Genomic DNA, 15,441 nt, shown 5'->3' with positions numbered 1-15,441 from the left:
CTATACCACCGCGCGCAAGCCCGTCCCAAGGCCATCACGTGAGTCATTCAGGCCATCGACAGCGAGAGAAAGTTTCAGTCTGACGATCAAAGGTGAGGGTTTTGTGCATTGCAGCTATAATCGCCGCCTTTCCGGCAAAGCCATGCGTTCGACCATGAACCAATCCAGTGAGCTGATTCAATCTGCACAGCGTACCTTGCGCCTCGAGCTTGAGGCTGTGCAGGGCCTGCAGGCCCGCATCGACGACCACTTCGTGCGTGCCTGCGAAATCATTCTGGCCAGCAAAGGCCGCGTCATCGTGCTGGGCATGGGCAAGTCAGGGCATATCGGCAGCAAGATTGCCGCCACCCTGGCCAGCACCGGCACACCGGCGTTCTTCGTGCATCCGGCCGAAGCCAGCCATGGCGACATGGGCATGATTACCCGCGAGGACGTCATCCTCGCGCTGTCGAACTCGGGCACAACGGCCGAAATCCTGACCCTGTTGCCGCTGATCAAGCGCCTGGGCACGCCGTTGGTGAGCCTCACCGGCAACCCGCAGTCCACCCTTGCGCAGGCGGCAGAGGCGAATCTGGACGCATGGGTCGAGCATGAGGCGTGCCCGCTCAACCTGGCGCCCACCTCCTCCACCACCGCAGCGCTGGTGCTGGGCGACGCCCTGGCCATCGCCCTGCTCGAAGCCCGCGGCTTTACCGCCCAGGATTTCGCCTTCTCCCACCCCGGTGGCGCACTGGGCCGGCGCCTGCTGTTGATGGTCAAGGACGTGATGCACACCGACGGCCAACTGCCCGTGGTGCCACGCGGCACGTTGCTCAAGGACGCCTTGTTCGAGATGTCGCGCAAGGGCCTGGGCCTGACCGTGGTCATCGAGCCCGACGGCACCCTGGCCGGCGTGTTCACCGATGGCGACCTGCGCCGCGCCCTGGATCGCAACATCGATGTGCACAGCGCACTGATCGATGAAGTGATGACGGTACACGGCAAGACGGTACGGCCGAACATGCTCGCCGCCGAAGCCCTCAAGATCATGGAAGACCACAAGATCAGCGCATTGGTGGTGGTAGACGAGCACGATCGTCCTGCCGGCGCGCTGAATATGCATAACCTGCTGCGCGCTGGAGTCATGTGATGAATCAGGATCTGCTGCAACGCGGCAAGGCCGTCAAACTGGCCGTGTTCGATGTCGATGGTGTGCTGACCGACGGCCGCCTGTACTTCCTGCCTGACGGCGGGGAATTCAAGACCTTCAATACACTCGACGGGCAAGGCATCAAGATGCTCAAGGCCAGCGGCGTGATCACCGCTATCATCACCGGGCGCTCAAGCCCGGTGGTCGAGCGACGCGCACACAACCTGGGCATCGACCACCTGTTTCAGGGGCGTGAAGACAAGCTCGTGGTGCTCGACGGGCTGCTACACGAACTGAACCTGCGCTATGAACAGGTTGCCTACCTGGGAGACGACCTGCCCGACCTGCCGGTCATTCGCCGGGTCGGCCTGGGCATGGCGGTGGCCAATGCCGCACCGTTCGTTCGCCAGCATGCCGATGGTGTCACCCTGGCACGCGGGGGCGAAGGCGCCGCACGGGAGTTCTGCGAATTGATCATGCAGGCCCAGGACACCTTGGACACTGCCCTCGCCCACTATTTATAGAGCCGCACATGTTTAGCAAAAAAGCCAAGAACATCGTTCTGCTCAGCGTGATCGCCGCCTTGCTGGTCGCGGTAGGCTACTGGAACGTCAGCCCGGAGCGCTTTCTCGAGGGCGCGCCTGTGACGCAGGTCGATGAGAACGCCATCGACTACTATGCGATCAACGCCCACAGCGTGCAGTTTCTCCCTGACGGCCAGCGCCAGTACGAAATGACCGCTGACAAGATCGAACACATCAAAGCCAGCGAAATGACGCTGGTCACCCAGCCAGACCTGCAGATGTACCGTGGCACCGCATTTCCGTGGCATGTGCAAAGCGAGCGCGCCGAGGTCAACCCCGACGGCACCGAGGTCGAGCTGATCGACTCGGTGAGAATCGCCCGCACCGATGAAAAGAACCGCAACACGCTGATTACTTCCAGCCGCATGACAGTGTTCCCGCAGAAGCAATATGCGCAGACCGAGCAAGCCGTTAGAATCGACGGCGCCGGTGGGACCACTACGGGCAAAGGCATGAAAGCGTATTTGAAAGACGGCAGGATGGACCTGCTGTCCAACGTAAGAGGACAGTATGAGGCTCGTTAAAACCCTTCCCTTTTTGCTCAGCTTGGGCGTAGCACTGGGTAGCGCGAGCGCTTGGGCCCTGCCAAACGACCGTGACCAGCCAATCCGCATTCAGGCCGACAACGCTCACCTGGACGACAAACAAGGCGTGGCGACCTACACCGGCGATGTCGTCATCACGCAAGGCTCGATGATGATCAAGGGCAACACCGTGACCATGACCCGCGCGGCGTCCGGTGACATCGACGTCGTCACTTCGGTGGGCAACCTGGCGTATTTCGAGCAGCAACAGAGCGCCGCCAAGCCCGACAAGATGAAGGGCTGGGCCGTGACCATCCAGTACCAGGCGCAGAAAGACCTGATCGTGCTCACTGACCGTGCCAAGGTCGAGAACGAAGGCAACACCACCGAAGGCGAGAAGATCGTCTACAACACCAAGTCGCAGGTCGCCACGGCAGGTCGCGGCGGCAAGGTGACCGCGCCGCGTCAGCGCATCGACATGGTGATCCAGCCGAAGAAGAAGGCCGAGTAGATGGCAACCCTAAAAGCTCAGCACCTGGCCAAAAGCTACAAGAGCCGGCAGGTCGTGCGTGATGTCAGCCTGTCGATCGACAGCGGACAGATCGTCGGCCTGCTGGGCCCGAACGGCGCCGGCAAAACCACCTGCTTCTACATGATTGTCGGCCTGGTCCAGGCCGACCAGGGCCGTGTGCTGATCGACGATCTGGACGTCAGCCACCAGCCCATGCACGGCCGCGCCCAGGCGGGTATCGGCTACTTGCCTCAGGAAGCCTCGATCTTTCGCAAGCTGTCGGTGGCCGACAACATCATGGCCATCCTCGAGACCCGCAAGGAGCTCGACAGCGAAGGCCGGCGCCAGGCACTGGAAAGCCTGCTGCAGGAATTCCACATCAGCCACATCCGCGACAACCTGGGCATGAGCCTGTCGGGCGGGGAGCGCCGCCGGGTCGAAATCGCCCGCGCGCTGGCGACCGCGCCGAAGTTCATCCTGCTCGATGAACCCTTCGCGGGTGTCGACCCGATCTCGGTCGGCGACATCAAGCAGATCATCCATCACCTCAAGGCCAAGGGGATCGGCGTACTCATCACCGACCACAACGTGCGTGAGACGCTCGACATCTGCGAAACGGCCTACATCGTCAACGACGGCCAGTTGATTGCCGAAGGCGACTCGGCCACCATCCTGGCCAACGACCTGGTGAAAGAGGTCTACCTGGGGCACGAGTTCCGACTCTGACCCCGGCGGCGGTGCCACGAGTGATGCCTCGATGGCGAGGCAGCGCTTTATTTGCTGCACCGCCCTAGGCAAACGCTCCAGTTTCAGGCATATAACTTGCTTAAAATTGGCGCCGAGGCGCCCTCGTGTAGTGGATGGCGCGTGTGCGCCGGCGAACAAGGTAATCAGCCCCAGCCATGAAACCATCGCTCGTCCTAAAAATGGGCCAGCAACTGACGATGACCCCGCAGTTGCAACAGGCCATTCGTCTGCTCCAGCTCTCCACCCTGGACCTCCAGCAGGAAATCCAGGAGGCCCTGGAATCCAACCCGATGCTCGAGCGCCAGGAAGAAGGCGAGGACTTCGACAACAACGATCCGATGGCCGACAACGCCGAGAACACGCCGGCCGCCGAGCCCCAGGACACCTCCTTCCAGGAAACTGCCGCCACGGTCGAGAACCTCGAAGAGGGTGACTGGGGCGAGCGCATTCCCAATGAATTGCCCGTCGACACCGCCTGGGAAGATATCTACCAGACCAGCGCCAGCAGCCTGCCCAGCAACGATGACGACGAGTGGGACTTCACCACCCGCACGTCCGCCGGGGAAAGCCTGCAGAGCCATCTGCTCTGGCAGCTGAACCTGGTGCCGATGTCGGACGTCGATCGCATGATCGCGGTGACCCTCATCGACAGCATCAACCCCCAGGGCTACCTGGAGGATTCCCTCGAAGAGATCTGCGCAGGCTTCGATCCCGAGCTCGACATCGAGTTGGACGAAGTGCACGCCGTACTGCACCGCATTCAGCAGTTCGAGCCGGCCGGGGTTGGCGCGGCAAGCCTGGGTGAGTGCTTGCTGCTGCAGTTGCGCCAGTTGCCTGCCAGTACTCCGTGGATGGCTGAGGCGCAGCGCCTGGTCAGCGACTTCATCGACCTGCTCGGCGGGCGTGACTACAGCCAGTTGATGCGGCGCATGAAGCTCAAGGAAGATGAGCTGCGCCAGGTGATCGAACTGGTCCAGACGCTCAACCCGCGGCCGGGCTCACAGATCGAATCCAGCGAACCGGAATATGTGGTTCCGGACGTCATCGTGCGCAAGGACAACGAACGCTGGCTGGTGGAGCTGAACCAGGAAGCCGTACCGCGCCTGCGCGTCAACGCCCAGTACGCAGGCTTCGTGCGCCGCGCCGATACCAGCGCCGACAACACGTTCATGCGCAATCAGTTGCAAGAAGCGCGCTGGTTCATCAAGAGCCTGCAGAGCCGCAACGAGACCCTGATGAAGGTCGCCACCCAGATCGTCGAACACCAGCGCGGTTTCCTCGACTTGGGTGACGAGGCCATGAAGCCCTTGGTGCTTCACGACATCGCCGAAGCAGTCGGCATGCACGAGTCGACCATTTCGCGGGTGACCACACAGAAATACATGCATACCCCGCGCGGTATCTACGAGCTCAAGTACTTCTTTTCCAGCCACGTCAGCACGGCCGAAGGGGGGGAATGCTCGTCCACGGCAATCCGCGCCATCATCAAGAAACTGGTGGCGGCGGAAAATCAGAAAAAGCCATTGAGTGACAGCAAGATCGCTGGTTTACTGGAGGCACAAGGCATCCAGGTAGCACGTCGTACGGTCGCCAAGTATCGCGAGTCGTTGGGCATTGCTCCCTCCAGCGAACGCAAGCGGCTCATGTAGCCCCTGGGTGTGCCACAGCGTTTCAGTGGCAGGTGCAAAACCTGCTTCTTTATGCACGGCAATAAGGAGAAGCTGTATGCAAGTCAACATCAGTGGACACCATGTAGAAGTCACCCCACCCCTGCGCGCTTATGTGGACGATAAACTCAAACGTCTGGAAGGTCATTTCGACAAGATCACCAACGTGCAGGTCATCATGAAAGTCGAGAAGCTGCAGCAGAAAGTCGAAGCGACCCTGCAGATTCCTGGTGGTGAAGTGGTTGCCAACGCAGAACACGAAGACATGTATGCAGCGATCGACGCCTTGGCCGACAAGCTTGATCGCCAACTGAAAAAACACAAGGAAAAACAGCAAAGCCTGCTGCAAGGCGCAGCGGCCCGCTGACCCCCCTCATCCATGATCCGACTCGAAACCATTCTGACCCCCGGCCGCTCGCTTGTGAGCGTGCCGGGCGGCAGCAAGAAGCGCGCCCTTGAAAAAGTCGCTACCCTCATCGCCGATCAGGTGCCAGAACTGGAGATGCAAGACATCTTCGAAAAGCTGGTCGCCCGTGAGAAATTAGGCTCAACCGGTTTCGGTAACGGTATTGCCATCCCCCATTGCCGACTGCCCGGCTGCACCGCGCCGGTCAGCGCCTTGCTGCACCTCGATTCACCGATCGATTACGACGCCATCGACGGCGCGCCCGTAGACCTGTTGTTCGTGTTGCTGGTCCCGGAAGCGGCTACCGACGCCCACCTCGAACTCCTGCGCCAGATCGCCAGCATGCTCGACCGCAAGGACGTGCGCGAACGCCTGCGCAAGGCGGCCGACAGCAAGGCCCTGTACCAGGTTGTCCTGGACGTTCAGAACGAGTCCTGACCATGCGCCTGATAATCGTCAGCGGTCGCTCCGGCTCCGGCAAGAGCACCGCCCTGGATGTGCTTGAAGACCACGGTTACTACTGCATCGACAACCTGCCCGCCGGCCTGCTGCCGCAGCTGGCAGAGAATGTGCTGCTCAATACCGAATTGCAGCAGCCCAGGGTTGCGGTCTCCATCGATGCGCGCAACTTGCCCGGCCATCTGCCTCGCTTCCCCGAGCTGCTGGAGGATGCGCGGTCCAAGCATATCCAGTGCGATGTGCTGTACCTGGACGCAGACGAAGACATCCTGCTCAAGCGTTTCTCGGAAACCCGTCGTCGCCATCCGTTGACCAATGCCAATCGCTCGCTGGCCGAAGCGATTCGCGTCGAGAGCGAACTGCTCAACCCGATCATCGACCTGGCTGACCTGAAGATCGACACCAGCAACCTCAACCTGTACCAGCTGCGCGACACCCTCAAGCTGCGCCTGCTCAACCAGCCAGAGCCCGGCACCGCATTTCTGGTCGAGTCGTTCGGCTTCAAGCGCGGGATGCCAGTTGATGCCGACTTGGTGTTTGACGTGCGTTGCCTGCCCAACCCTTACTGGAAATGCGAACTGCGCGAGCATTCCGGGCTCGAGCAGCCGGTCATTGACTACTTGGCAGCGCAGCCGGATGTCGAGGAAATGTTCCAGGACATCTCCAGCTACCTGCTCAAATGGCTGCCCCGCTTTGCCGCGAGCAACCGTGCGTATGTCACCATCGCGATCGGTTGTACCGGCGGCCACCACCGTTCGGTGTACATCACCGAGCGCCTGGGCGTGCTGCTGCAGCAATCCCTGAAAAACGTCCAGGTTCGCCACCGCGACCTCTAGCCCACAGGATCCACCCGCCAATGCCCGCCCGTGAAATCACCATCGTCAACAAGCTGGGCCTGCACGCCCGCGCAGCTGCCAAGTTCGTGGGTGTGGCCGGGCGTTTTCCCTGTCAGGTCAAGGTTGGCCGTGCCCCCGACAAACTGGTGGACGGCAAGAGCATCATGGCGGTGATGATGCTGGCTGCTGGCAAAGGCACCCAGGTGCACCTGTTTACCGAAGGCGAGCACGACGATGTCGCGCTGGCAGCGCTGGTCGAACTGATCGAGAACAAATTCGACGAAGGCGAGTAAACGCCCGCCCCTGCCCTCAATGTCCTGACAGTCAGGACATTGCCGTGTCCATCACCATCATCAGACAGAAGCCAATGCACAGGCCCAGGCTGGCCAGCCGGTGGTGCCCGTTGCTGCGCGACTCCGGAATGATCTCCTGTGTGACCACCAGCAGCATCGCCCCCGCCGCACAGGCAAGGCCCAATGGCAGCAGCAACTCGGCAACGTTCACCAGCCAGGCACAGATCACCGCCGCGACCGGCTCGACCAGCCCTGATGCCGCGCCAATCAGGAATGCCCTGAACCGCGACATGCCAGCACCGGCCAGCACCAGCGCAATCACCAATCCCTCGGGGACGTCCTGCAAGGCGATGCCCATGGCCAGGCTATCGGCATCTGGCATGCCGCCCCCTGCCGACACCCCGATGGCCATGCCCTCGGGAATGTTGTGAGCGATGATGGCAATGACGAACAACCAGATACGTGCGGCAATCACTGGCTCCGTGCCGCTGCCAACCAAGGCTTCGGGCGAGGCACCCGAGACTTTCAGGTCGACCAGAAACAGGCACAGCGCCCCACTGAGCAGGCCCAGGCTGATCAGCCCTCCAGCACCCCAAGGGGTGTAGCCGATCGACTGCGCAGCAGCCAATCCCGGAATGACCAGGGAAAACGCAGTGGCCGCCAGCATGACCCCGGCGCCGAAACCCAGCAGGGTATCGGCCACCGCCACCGGCATGTTGCGGATAACCAGCACCGGCACCGCGCCCAGCGCCGTCCCCAGCGCGCACAACGCTCCCCCTTGCAACGCCCGCATCATGCGTGGCTCAAGATCGAGCCACGCAATGCCCCGCGTCACTAACAGCGCGGTGCCGACCAGCACCAGCAAGGTACCCAGCGCCTGCCTGAACAGGCGCACGCTGCTGACTGACATCACCTGTGAGCGCATCGGCGATCAACTCACGAAGTGGCTTCGAGGAAGCGACGTTCGACTTCAGCCCAGTCGATCACGTTGTAGAAGGCGCCGATGTATTCGGGCCGGCGGTTCTGGTACTTCAGGTAGTAGGCGTGCTCCCAGACGTCGAGGCCTAGAATCGGCGTGTTGCCATGCATCAGCGGGCTGTCCTGGTTACCGCTGCTTTCCACCACCAGCTGTTTCTGCGGCGTCACGCTCAGCCAGGCCCAGCCGCTGCCGAAGCGGGTCAGCGCAGCCTTGGTGAACGCTTCCTTGAAGGCCTCGAAACCGCCCAGCTGCGCATCGATGGCCTGGCTCGACTGGCCCTGCGGCTGGCCGCCGCCCTTGGGCGACATGACGGTCCAGAACAGGCTGTGATTAGCATGGCCACCGCCATGGTTGGTCACCGCGCCGCGCAGGTTCTCGGGCAGTTGCTTGACCGCCGCGACCAGTTTTTCGACGGGCCACTCAGCCCACTCGGTATTTTCCACTGCGGCGTTGAGGCCATTGACGTAGGTCTGGTGGTGCTTGGTGTGGTGGATTTCCATGGTCTGCGCGTCGATGTGCGGCTCGAGCGCGTCATAGGCGTAGGGCATTGCAGGCAAGGTGTAAGGCATGTCAGTGCATTCCGTAGGCAGAAGGGGTGGAGATCACGTCCACTTGCGCTGCCAGCTCGCTGGCCGAGGCGGCATGGCGGCCGAGCAGTCGTTCGGTACGTGGGTATTGGCCATATTCGGCGATGAAATTCAGCAGTTCGGTGTAGGTCTTGGCGCTATGGCGCAAGGCGGCATCGCGCAGTGCCTGCGGCAAGCGGGCCTCCTGGCTGGCCTGCAACAGGCGCTGGTGGGCCGAACATAGATAATCGGCGCTTTCGTGAGGCTGATTCAGTTGCAGGTGCAGGTCAGCGAGGTTGTGGTGGGCGATGACGAACACCGCCACCGCTTCATCGACGTCATGCCAGCGCTCGAACAACACCTGGGCCAATGCCAGGGCTTGCAGGTAAAGCTCCCGTGCATCGACCAGATCGCCCTGCTCGAACAGACCGTTGGCGTGTTGCGTGGTGCGTTTCCAGTGCTGCATGACTCAACTCCTCGGCAGGTGGCGGCTCAGAGGCCGCCGGCAGTCAGCTTTTCCGGATCGAGCAGGGCCAGGAGCTGCTCACGGGACAAGTCCGTGTGCTCCAGCGCCACGTCGATGATCGGCCGCCCTTGCTTGTAGGCAGTCTTGGCGATCTCGGCGGCCTTGAGGTAGCCAATGATCGGGTTCAGCGCAGTCACCAGGATCGGGTTGCGCGACAGCGCTTCCTTGAGCTTGGTGTCATTGACCTTGAAGGTGCTGATGGCCTTGTCGGCGAGCAGGCGACTGACATTGGCCAGCAGTTCGATACTTTCCAGCAGGTTGCGGGCGATCACCGGCAGCATCACGTTCAGCTCGAAGTTGCCCGACTGGCCGGCCACCGCGATGGTGGCGTCGTTGCCGATGACCTGCGCAGCCACCATTGCCGTGGCTTCTGGAATCACCGGATTGACCTTGCCCGGCATGATCGAGGAACCCGGCTGCAGCGCTTCCAGTTCGATCTCGCCCAGGCCAGCCAAGGGGCCTGAGTTCATCCAGCGCAAATCGTTGGCGATTTTCATCAGCGCCACAGCGGTGGTCTTGAGCTGACCTGACAAGGCCACGGCGGTGTCTTGCGAGCCGATCAGCGCGAACAGATTGCCGCCTGGTGTGAATTCGATCTTGCACAGGGCACTCAGCTCCTGGGCAAACCCTGCGGCGAACTGCGGATGCGCGTTGATCCCGGTGCCGACTGCGGTGCCGCCCTGGGCCAGGCACTGTACCGCCGGCAGGGTGGCGTCGATGTGCGCCTGGGCAGCGTTGACCTGCGCCGACCAGCCGCCAAGCACTTGGCTCAGGCGCACCGGCATGGCATCCATCAGGTGCGTGCGGCCGGTCTTGATGTGGTGATGCACCTGCGCGGCCTTGCTGTCGAGGGTCTGCTGCAGGTGGGTCAATGCGGGCAGCAGTTGCTCGCGCACCGCCAGCGCGGCGCTGACGTGGATCGTGGTAGGGATGATGTCGTTGCTGCTCTGCCCGCAATTGACGTGGTCATTGGCATTGACCGCTTCGCCCAGCACGCGGCTGGCCAGCGTCGCGATGACTTCGTTGGCGTTCATGTTGGAGCTGGTGCCGGAGCCGGTCTGGTACACATCGACCGGGAAATGCTCGATGAAGTCATCGGCCAGCAGTTGCTCCACGGCCTTGACGATGGCCTCGCCCTGCTGCGCGCTGATCTGTTGGAGCTTGACGTTGGCCTTGGCCGCCGCGGCCTTGGCCAGCAGCAGTGCACGAATGAACTGCACGGGCATGCGCTGGCCGCTGACCGGGAAGTTGTCGACCGCGCGTTGCGTCTGGGCGCCGTACAGGGCCTGAACCGGCACCTGCAGTTCACCCATGCTGTCACGCTCGATACGGGTATCACTCATCATCAAATCCTTGCATCAGTTCTTCGTGGGTAATCGACGGCAGCAACGCGCAACTGGCCAGTTGCAGGGCATAGGGCTGCCAGCGCTGGTTGCCCTCCTGGCGGTCGAGGTTGCGCAGGTCGAGCAGCGGGCGCCAGGCCTGGTCGAGGCACTGGCAGCGCCAATGCCACGGCAACATACGGTCGCAGGCAGTATCGAGAAGTAGACGGAAAGCGGTAAGGGCGACGGTCCAGGGTGCGGTTTCGGTACAGCACACCAGGTAGCGGCCTTCGGCGAGATAGTGCTCGATCAGGCGTGGCTCATCGGGTTCGATGGCGCAGCGAATGCGCCGGCTCAGCCAGCGCCAGTTTTCCAGGTAGGGCAATTCGTGGAGGACGGTTTTCATGAACAGCATCGACCGTAACTTGGGTAATGATATTCATTATTAATTGATAAATAGAATCACTTCAAGTGCTGGGACCTAAACAAAAAACCCGGCGCGATGGCCGGGTCGTTTTCAGACAAGTCGCGCTCAGGCGTGTGGATGAACGCGGTCAGTTGCCCGCCACGGTCATCCGTTCGATCAGCACCGAGCCCGTGTGGATATTGCTACGGGTTTCAAGATCGCTGCCAATGGCCACGATTTTCTGGAACATGTCTTTCATGTTCCCGGCGATTGTCACCTCCTGCACCGCGAATTGAATCTCGCCGTTTTCCACCCAATAGCCTGCAGCGCCGCGCGAGTAATCGCCGGTGACCATGTTCAGGCCATGGCCCATCAGCTCGGTCACGAGCAACCCACGATCCATCTGACGAATCAGCGCCGCCTGGTCCTGATCGCCATGGGTCACGAACAGATTGTGCACGCCGCCGGAGTTGGCGGTGCTCGGCAGGCCCAGTTTGCGCCCGGAATAGGTACCGAGGATGTACGAGACCAACTCGCCGTTTTCCACGAATGGCTTGGCGTAAGTGGCCAGACCGTCACCATCGAAGCCTGCGCTGCCCATGGCGCGTGGAATGTGCGGACGCTCATCGAGGGTCAGCCAGCTGGGGAACAGGCGCTGCCCCAGGCAGCCTTCGAGGAAGGACGACTTGCGGTACAAGTTACCGCCCGAGATCGCCCCCAGGAAGCTGCCGAACAGCCCACCGGCCAGCTCGGCGGAGAACAGCACCGGCACTTCGCACGTTGGCACCGGGCGCGCGCCCAGACGGCTGGCAGCCCGTTGCGCGGCGCGCTGGCCGATGCTGCGTGGATCGGCCAGCAACTGTCCCTGGCGGTTGACGTCGTACCAGTAGTCGCGCTGCATCTGCCCGCCCCCCTCGGCGATCATCACGCAGCTCAGGCTGTGCCGGGTCGAGGCGTAGCCGCCGATGAAACCATGGCTGTTGCCATACACACGCACGCCTTGGTGGGTGTTCAGCGAGGTGCCATCGGCATTGACGATGCGCGAATCGGCGTCAAAGGCGGCCGCTTCACAGATCAGCGCCTGCTCGATGGCCTGCTCCGGGCTGATGTCCCAGTGGTGATAGAGGTCCAGCTCTGGCACCTCATGCGCCATCAGCGCCGCGTCGGCCAGCCCGGAACAGTCGTCCTCGGACGTGTGCTTGGCGATGGCCAATGCGGCCGCCACCGTTTCCCGAATCGCCTCCGGACCGCTGGCCGAGGTGCTCGCCGAGCCCTTGCGCTGGCCCAGGTACAAGGTGATACCAAACCCCTGATCGCGGTTGAACTCGACCGTTTCCACCTCGCGCTGACGCACCGTGGTGGACAGCCCCTGCTCCAGCGATACCGCCACTTCGCAGGCGCTGGCGCCCTGGCGCCGCGCTTGGGCGACGATCGCTTCGACCTGCTCCTGCAACAGCGGCAGGTCCTTCGGGCCTACGCTCTGGACTGCACTCATGGTTCTCTCCCATCAAATTCTGCGTTCGGCATGGGCCATGCTACGACCGGGCCGGACAAGCGGCCCCCGACTGGTTATCATGGCGGCGATTTCCTGCGGACTGCCACCATGGTTGATTCATACGACGACGCCTTCGACGGCGAAAAAAGCAAAACCCAGATCAAGCGCGAGCTGCTTGCGCTGGTCGAACTGGGCGAACGCCTGACTACCCTCAAGGCCGATACCCTCGCCCGCCTGCCGCTGACCGATGCGCTGCGCAAGGCACTGGCTGACGCCAGCAAACACACCTCGCACATTGCGCGCAAACGGCACATGTCGTTCGTCGGCAAATTGATGCGCGACCAGGACCTGGAAGCGATCAACGCGGTGTTCGAGCAGGTCGACACCTCAAGCCGCCAGTACAACGAGCGCTTCCACAGCCTCGAGCGTTGGCGCGACCGGCTGGTCGACGGCACTGACGAAGACCTCGAGCGCTTCGTCAACGAGTACCCCGACACCGACCGCCAGCAACTGCGTTCGCTGATCCGCCACGCCCAGCACGAGAAGGCGCGCAACAAGCCGCCGGCTGCCGCGCGCAAGGTGTTCAAATACATCCGCGACCTCGACGAGCTGCAGCGCGGCCTGCGCTGAAGCCCTGCCCATCGCCCATCGCGGGGCATGCCGTGTTCACGCGCAGCCCCTCGATGGCAGGCTTCACGCCCCGGTTCCGCCCACGGTGATCGCATCGAGCTTCAAAGTCGGCTGGCCGACGCCGACCGGCACGGACTGACCGTCCTTGCCGCAGGTGCCCACGCCGCTGTCCAGCGCCAGGTCATTGCCCACCATCGACACCCCACGCATGGCTTCCGGGCCGTTGCCGATCAGCGTTGCACCCTTGACCGGGGCGGTGATCTTGCCGTCTTCGATCAGGTAGGCCTCGCTGGTGGAGAACACGAACTTGCCGCTGGTGATGTCGACCTGGCCACCGCCGAGGTTGGCGCAGTACAGGCCGCGCTTGACCGAGCGAATGATCTCTTCGGGGTCGCTTTCACCGGCACGCATGTAGGTGTTGGTCATGCGCGGCATCGGCAGGTGCGCGTAAGACTCACGCCGCCCGTTACCCGTGACCGCCATGCCCATCAGCCGCGCGTTGAGCTTGTCCTGCATGTAGCCCTTGAGCACGCCGTTTTCGATCAGCGTCGTGCATTCGGTGGGCGTGCCCTCGTCATCGACGCTGAGCGAGCCACGGCGACCTTCCAGGGTGCCGTCATCGACGATCGTGCAGAGCGTGGAGGCCACCTGCTCACCCAGACGCCCACTGAACGCCGAACTGCCCTTGCGATTGAAGTCGCCTTCCAGGCCATGGCCTACGGCTTCGTGCAGCAGCACCCCGGACCAACCCGAGCCCAGGACCACGGGCAACGTGCCAGCAGGCGCAGGCACCGCTTCGAGGTTGACCAGCGCCTGGCGCAAGGCCTCGCGGGCATACCCCATGACCCGCTCTTCGGTGAAGAAGCGGTAATCGGTACGCCCGCCGCCGCCTTGCCCGCCCCGTTCGCGGCGACCGTTGCTTTCCACGATCACACTGACGTTGAAGCGCACCAGCGGCCGCACATCGGCGGCCAGGCTGCCGTCGGTGGCGGCGATCAGAATGCGCTCCCAGACCCCGGCCAGGCTGACGCTGACCTGCTGAATGCGCGGGTCGAGTGCGCGCGTGGCCACATCGACGCGCTTGAGCAGCTCGACTTTCTCGGCACGGCTGAGCACATCGAGCGGGTTGTCACCGGCGTACAGCGCGGGCACGTCCTGAGTGCGGAACGCCTGCACGCGACCGTTCTGGCCCGCGCGGGAAATCGACCGAGCGGCTGTGGCAGCCGAAGTCAGCGCTTCGAGATTGATGGCGTTGCTATAGGCAAAGCCGGTTTTTTCGCCAGACTGAGCGCGTACGCCCACGCCTTGGTCGAGGTTGAAGCTGCCTTCCTTGACGATGCCGTCTTCCAGTGCCCAGGTTTCCGACACCTGACCCTGGAAATACAGGTCGGCCGCATCGATACCCGGGCCCGCCAGCCCGCCCAACACGCTCTGCAGGCTGTCTAGGGTCAAGCCGCCCGGGGCCAGCAAGTGCTCACTGACGGTGGATAACATCTGGCTCATAGTCACTCCAACAAGGTGTGCGCAGGCCGCACGGCGTCCTGCGAGAAAAAGCGCCGGTGGGTGAACACCGGCATGCGCGTCCGGATGGACGCTTGTTCTTCGGCATCGCGAGTGGCCAGCAAGACGGCCTCACCGCGCGCCTGTTCGGCCACGATGCGCCCCCAAGGGTCGACAATCGCGGCATGGCCATGGGTTTCACGCGGCCCCGGGTGCATCCCGCCTTGGGCCGCTGCCAGTACATAGCATTGCGTTTCGATGGCGCGCGCGCGAATCAGCACTTCCCAGTGCGCCGCACCGGTCACGGCGGTGAAGGCCGACGGCGCGCTGATCAGCTCGGCACCGGCCGCGCGCAACGCACTGTACAACTCGGGGAAACGCAGGTCGTAACAGACCGTCAGGCCCAAACGGCCCACCGGGGTATCGGCCACCACCACCTGGCTCCCTGCCACGTAGTCGTCCGACTCGCGATACTGGCCGCGGTGGTCACTGACCTGCACATCGAACAGGTGCAGCTTGTCGTAGCGCGCAACTACCTCACCGGCATCATCGACCAGCAGCGAACATGCGCACGCTTTGCTCTGCGGCTGGTCGACAGGCGGCAACGGCAATGTGCCAGCCACTATCCATAACTTGAGGTCGCGGGCGGTGCGTTTCAACCAGGGCAGGATCGGGCCTTCGCCCATGGCCTCCCGCAGACCGATCTGCGCCGCGTCGCGCCGGCCCATGGCGGCAAAGTTTTCCGGCAGCACCGCCAGGCGTGCGCCGCCCAACGCAGCCTGCTCCAGCAAACGGCCGGCCTGGTGCAGGTTGGCCAGCAGGTCATCCTGGCTCACCATCTGAATCACGGCCACGCTCATG

Annotated in this window: 19 protein-coding genes; 11 read left to right on the top strand and 8 right to left on the bottom strand. The window is 62.8% G+C overall.

The genetic code is table 11. The features are described 5' to 3' along the window. Positions 1-154 precede the first annotated feature (154 nt). The 10 genes from SJI00_RS11545 (at position 155) to SJI00_RS11500 (ending at position 7,156) form a co-directional block, all read left to right on the top strand. Positions 155-1,129, top strand: coding sequence for a KpsF/GutQ family sugar-phosphate isomerase (locus tag SJI00_RS11545; protein WP_322461839.1), 975 nt, complete (start codon positions 155-157; stop codon positions 1,127-1,129). Then, positions 1,129-1,653 (top strand): KdsC family phosphatase, encoded by a 525-nt coding sequence (locus SJI00_RS11540; protein WP_322461838.1) that lies wholly within the window; start codon positions 1,129-1,131, stop codon positions 1,651-1,653. Before SJI00_RS11545 ends, SJI00_RS11540 begins: the two co-directional genes overlap by 1 nt. Before the next feature lie 8 nt (positions 1,654-1,661). Then, on the top strand, positions 1,662-2,237 hold the full coding sequence (gene lptC, locus SJI00_RS11535) for an LPS export ABC transporter periplasmic protein LptC (protein ID WP_322461837.1): 576 nt from the start codon (positions 1,662-1,664) through the stop codon (positions 2,235-2,237). Further along, positions 2,224-2,748, top strand: a complete 525-nt coding sequence (gene lptA, locus SJI00_RS11530) for a lipopolysaccharide transport periplasmic protein LptA (protein WP_322461836.1) — start codon at positions 2,224-2,226, stop codon at positions 2,746-2,748. Before lptC ends, lptA begins: the two co-directional genes overlap by 14 nt. After that, the gene (gene lptB / locus SJI00_RS11525) at positions 2,749-3,474 is read left to right on the top strand and encodes an LPS export ABC transporter ATP-binding protein (RefSeq protein WP_322461835.1); all 726 of its coding nucleotides are present in this window, start codon (positions 2,749-2,751) and stop codon (positions 3,472-3,474) included. A 176-nt stretch (positions 3,475-3,650) separates the two neighbouring features. Then, a complete protein-coding gene (locus SJI00_RS11520; RefSeq protein ID WP_322461834.1) occupies positions 3,651-5,144 on the top strand; it encodes an RNA polymerase factor sigma-54 in 1,494 nt (497 codons plus the stop codon). 76 nt (positions 5,145-5,220) lie between these two features. Next, positions 5,221-5,529, top strand: a complete 309-nt coding sequence (hpf, locus tag SJI00_RS11515; RefSeq protein WP_322461833.1) for a ribosome hibernation-promoting factor, HPF/YfiA family — start codon at positions 5,221-5,223, stop codon at positions 5,527-5,529. A gap of 12 nt (positions 5,530-5,541) precedes the next feature. Next, positions 5,542-6,006: a PTS IIA-like nitrogen regulatory protein PtsN gene (gene ptsN / locus SJI00_RS11510; protein WP_322461832.1), complete on the top strand. Its 465-nt coding sequence runs from the start codon at positions 5,542-5,544 to the stop codon at positions 6,004-6,006. 2 nt (positions 6,007-6,008) lie between these two features. After that, positions 6,009-6,863 (top strand): RNase adapter RapZ, encoded by an 855-nt coding sequence (gene rapZ / locus SJI00_RS11505; RefSeq protein WP_322461831.1) that lies wholly within the window; start codon positions 6,009-6,011, stop codon positions 6,861-6,863. 20 nt (positions 6,864-6,883) lie between these two features. Next, positions 6,884-7,156 (top strand): HPr family phosphocarrier protein, encoded by a 273-nt coding sequence (locus SJI00_RS11500; protein ID WP_322461830.1) that lies wholly within the window; start codon positions 6,884-6,886, stop codon positions 7,154-7,156. A 31-nt stretch (positions 7,157-7,187) separates the two neighbouring features. On the opposite strand, the gene SJI00_RS11495 is transcribed toward SJI00_RS11500, so the two are convergent. The 6 genes from SJI00_RS11495 to pmbA form a co-directional block, all read right to left on the bottom strand. After that, positions 7,188-8,081, bottom strand: a complete 894-nt coding sequence (locus tag SJI00_RS11495) for a ZIP family metal transporter (RefSeq protein ID WP_322461829.1) — start codon at positions 8,079-8,081, stop codon at positions 7,188-7,190. Positions 8,082-8,092: 11 nt separating this feature from the next. After that, positions 8,093-8,704 carry a superoxide dismutase gene (locus tag SJI00_RS11490; RefSeq protein ID WP_322461828.1) on the bottom strand — a complete coding sequence of 204 codons (612 nt, stop codon included), beginning with the start codon at positions 8,702-8,704 and terminating at the stop codon, positions 8,093-8,095. Position 8,705: 1 nt separating this feature from the next. Continuing rightward, complete coding sequence (locus SJI00_RS11485) at positions 8,706-9,167, bottom strand: DUF2753 family protein (RefSeq protein WP_322461827.1); 462 nt, start codon at positions 9,165-9,167, stop codon at positions 8,706-8,708. Between the two features lie 26 nt (positions 9,168-9,193). After that, positions 9,194-10,570 (bottom strand): class II fumarate hydratase, encoded by a 1,377-nt coding sequence (locus tag SJI00_RS11480; protein WP_322461826.1) that lies wholly within the window; start codon positions 10,568-10,570, stop codon positions 9,194-9,196. After that, entirely contained in the window at positions 10,563-10,964 is a 402-nt protein-coding gene (locus SJI00_RS11475; RefSeq protein ID WP_322461825.1) for a FagA protein, read from the bottom strand. Before SJI00_RS11475 ends, SJI00_RS11480 begins: the two co-directional genes overlap by 8 nt. A 139-nt stretch (positions 10,965-11,103) precedes the next feature. After that, on the bottom strand, positions 11,104-12,450 hold the full coding sequence (gene pmbA / locus SJI00_RS11470) for a metalloprotease PmbA (protein ID WP_322461824.1): 1,347 nt from the start codon (positions 12,448-12,450) through the stop codon (positions 11,104-11,106). A 108-nt stretch (positions 12,451-12,558) separates the two neighbouring features. Here pmbA and yjgA point away from each other — a divergent pair, with 108 nt between their 5' ends. Next, positions 12,559-13,080, top strand: a complete 522-nt coding sequence (gene yjgA, locus SJI00_RS11465) for a ribosome biogenesis factor YjgA (RefSeq protein WP_312937194.1) — start codon at positions 12,559-12,561, stop codon at positions 13,078-13,080. Between the two features lie 63 nt (positions 13,081-13,143). Here yjgA and tldD read toward each other — a convergent pair whose 3' ends face one another. Then, positions 13,144-14,583 carry a metalloprotease TldD gene (gene tldD / locus SJI00_RS11460; protein ID WP_322461823.1) on the bottom strand — a complete coding sequence of 480 codons (1,440 nt, stop codon included), beginning with the start codon at positions 14,581-14,583 and terminating at the stop codon, positions 13,144-13,146. A gap of 2 nt (positions 14,584-14,585) precedes the next feature. After that, positions 14,586-15,440 (bottom strand): carbon-nitrogen hydrolase family protein, encoded by an 855-nt coding sequence (locus tag SJI00_RS11455; protein WP_322461822.1) that lies wholly within the window; start codon positions 15,438-15,440, stop codon positions 14,586-14,588. Position 15,441 lies beyond the last annotated feature (1 nt).

Origin of the sequence: Pseudomonas gebzensis, assembly GCF_034427815.1 — a bacterium.
Classification (GTDB): Bacteria; Pseudomonadota; Gammaproteobacteria; order Pseudomonadales; family Pseudomonadaceae; genus Aquipseudomonas.
This window is presented reverse-complemented; position numbering and strand designations above follow the sequence as displayed.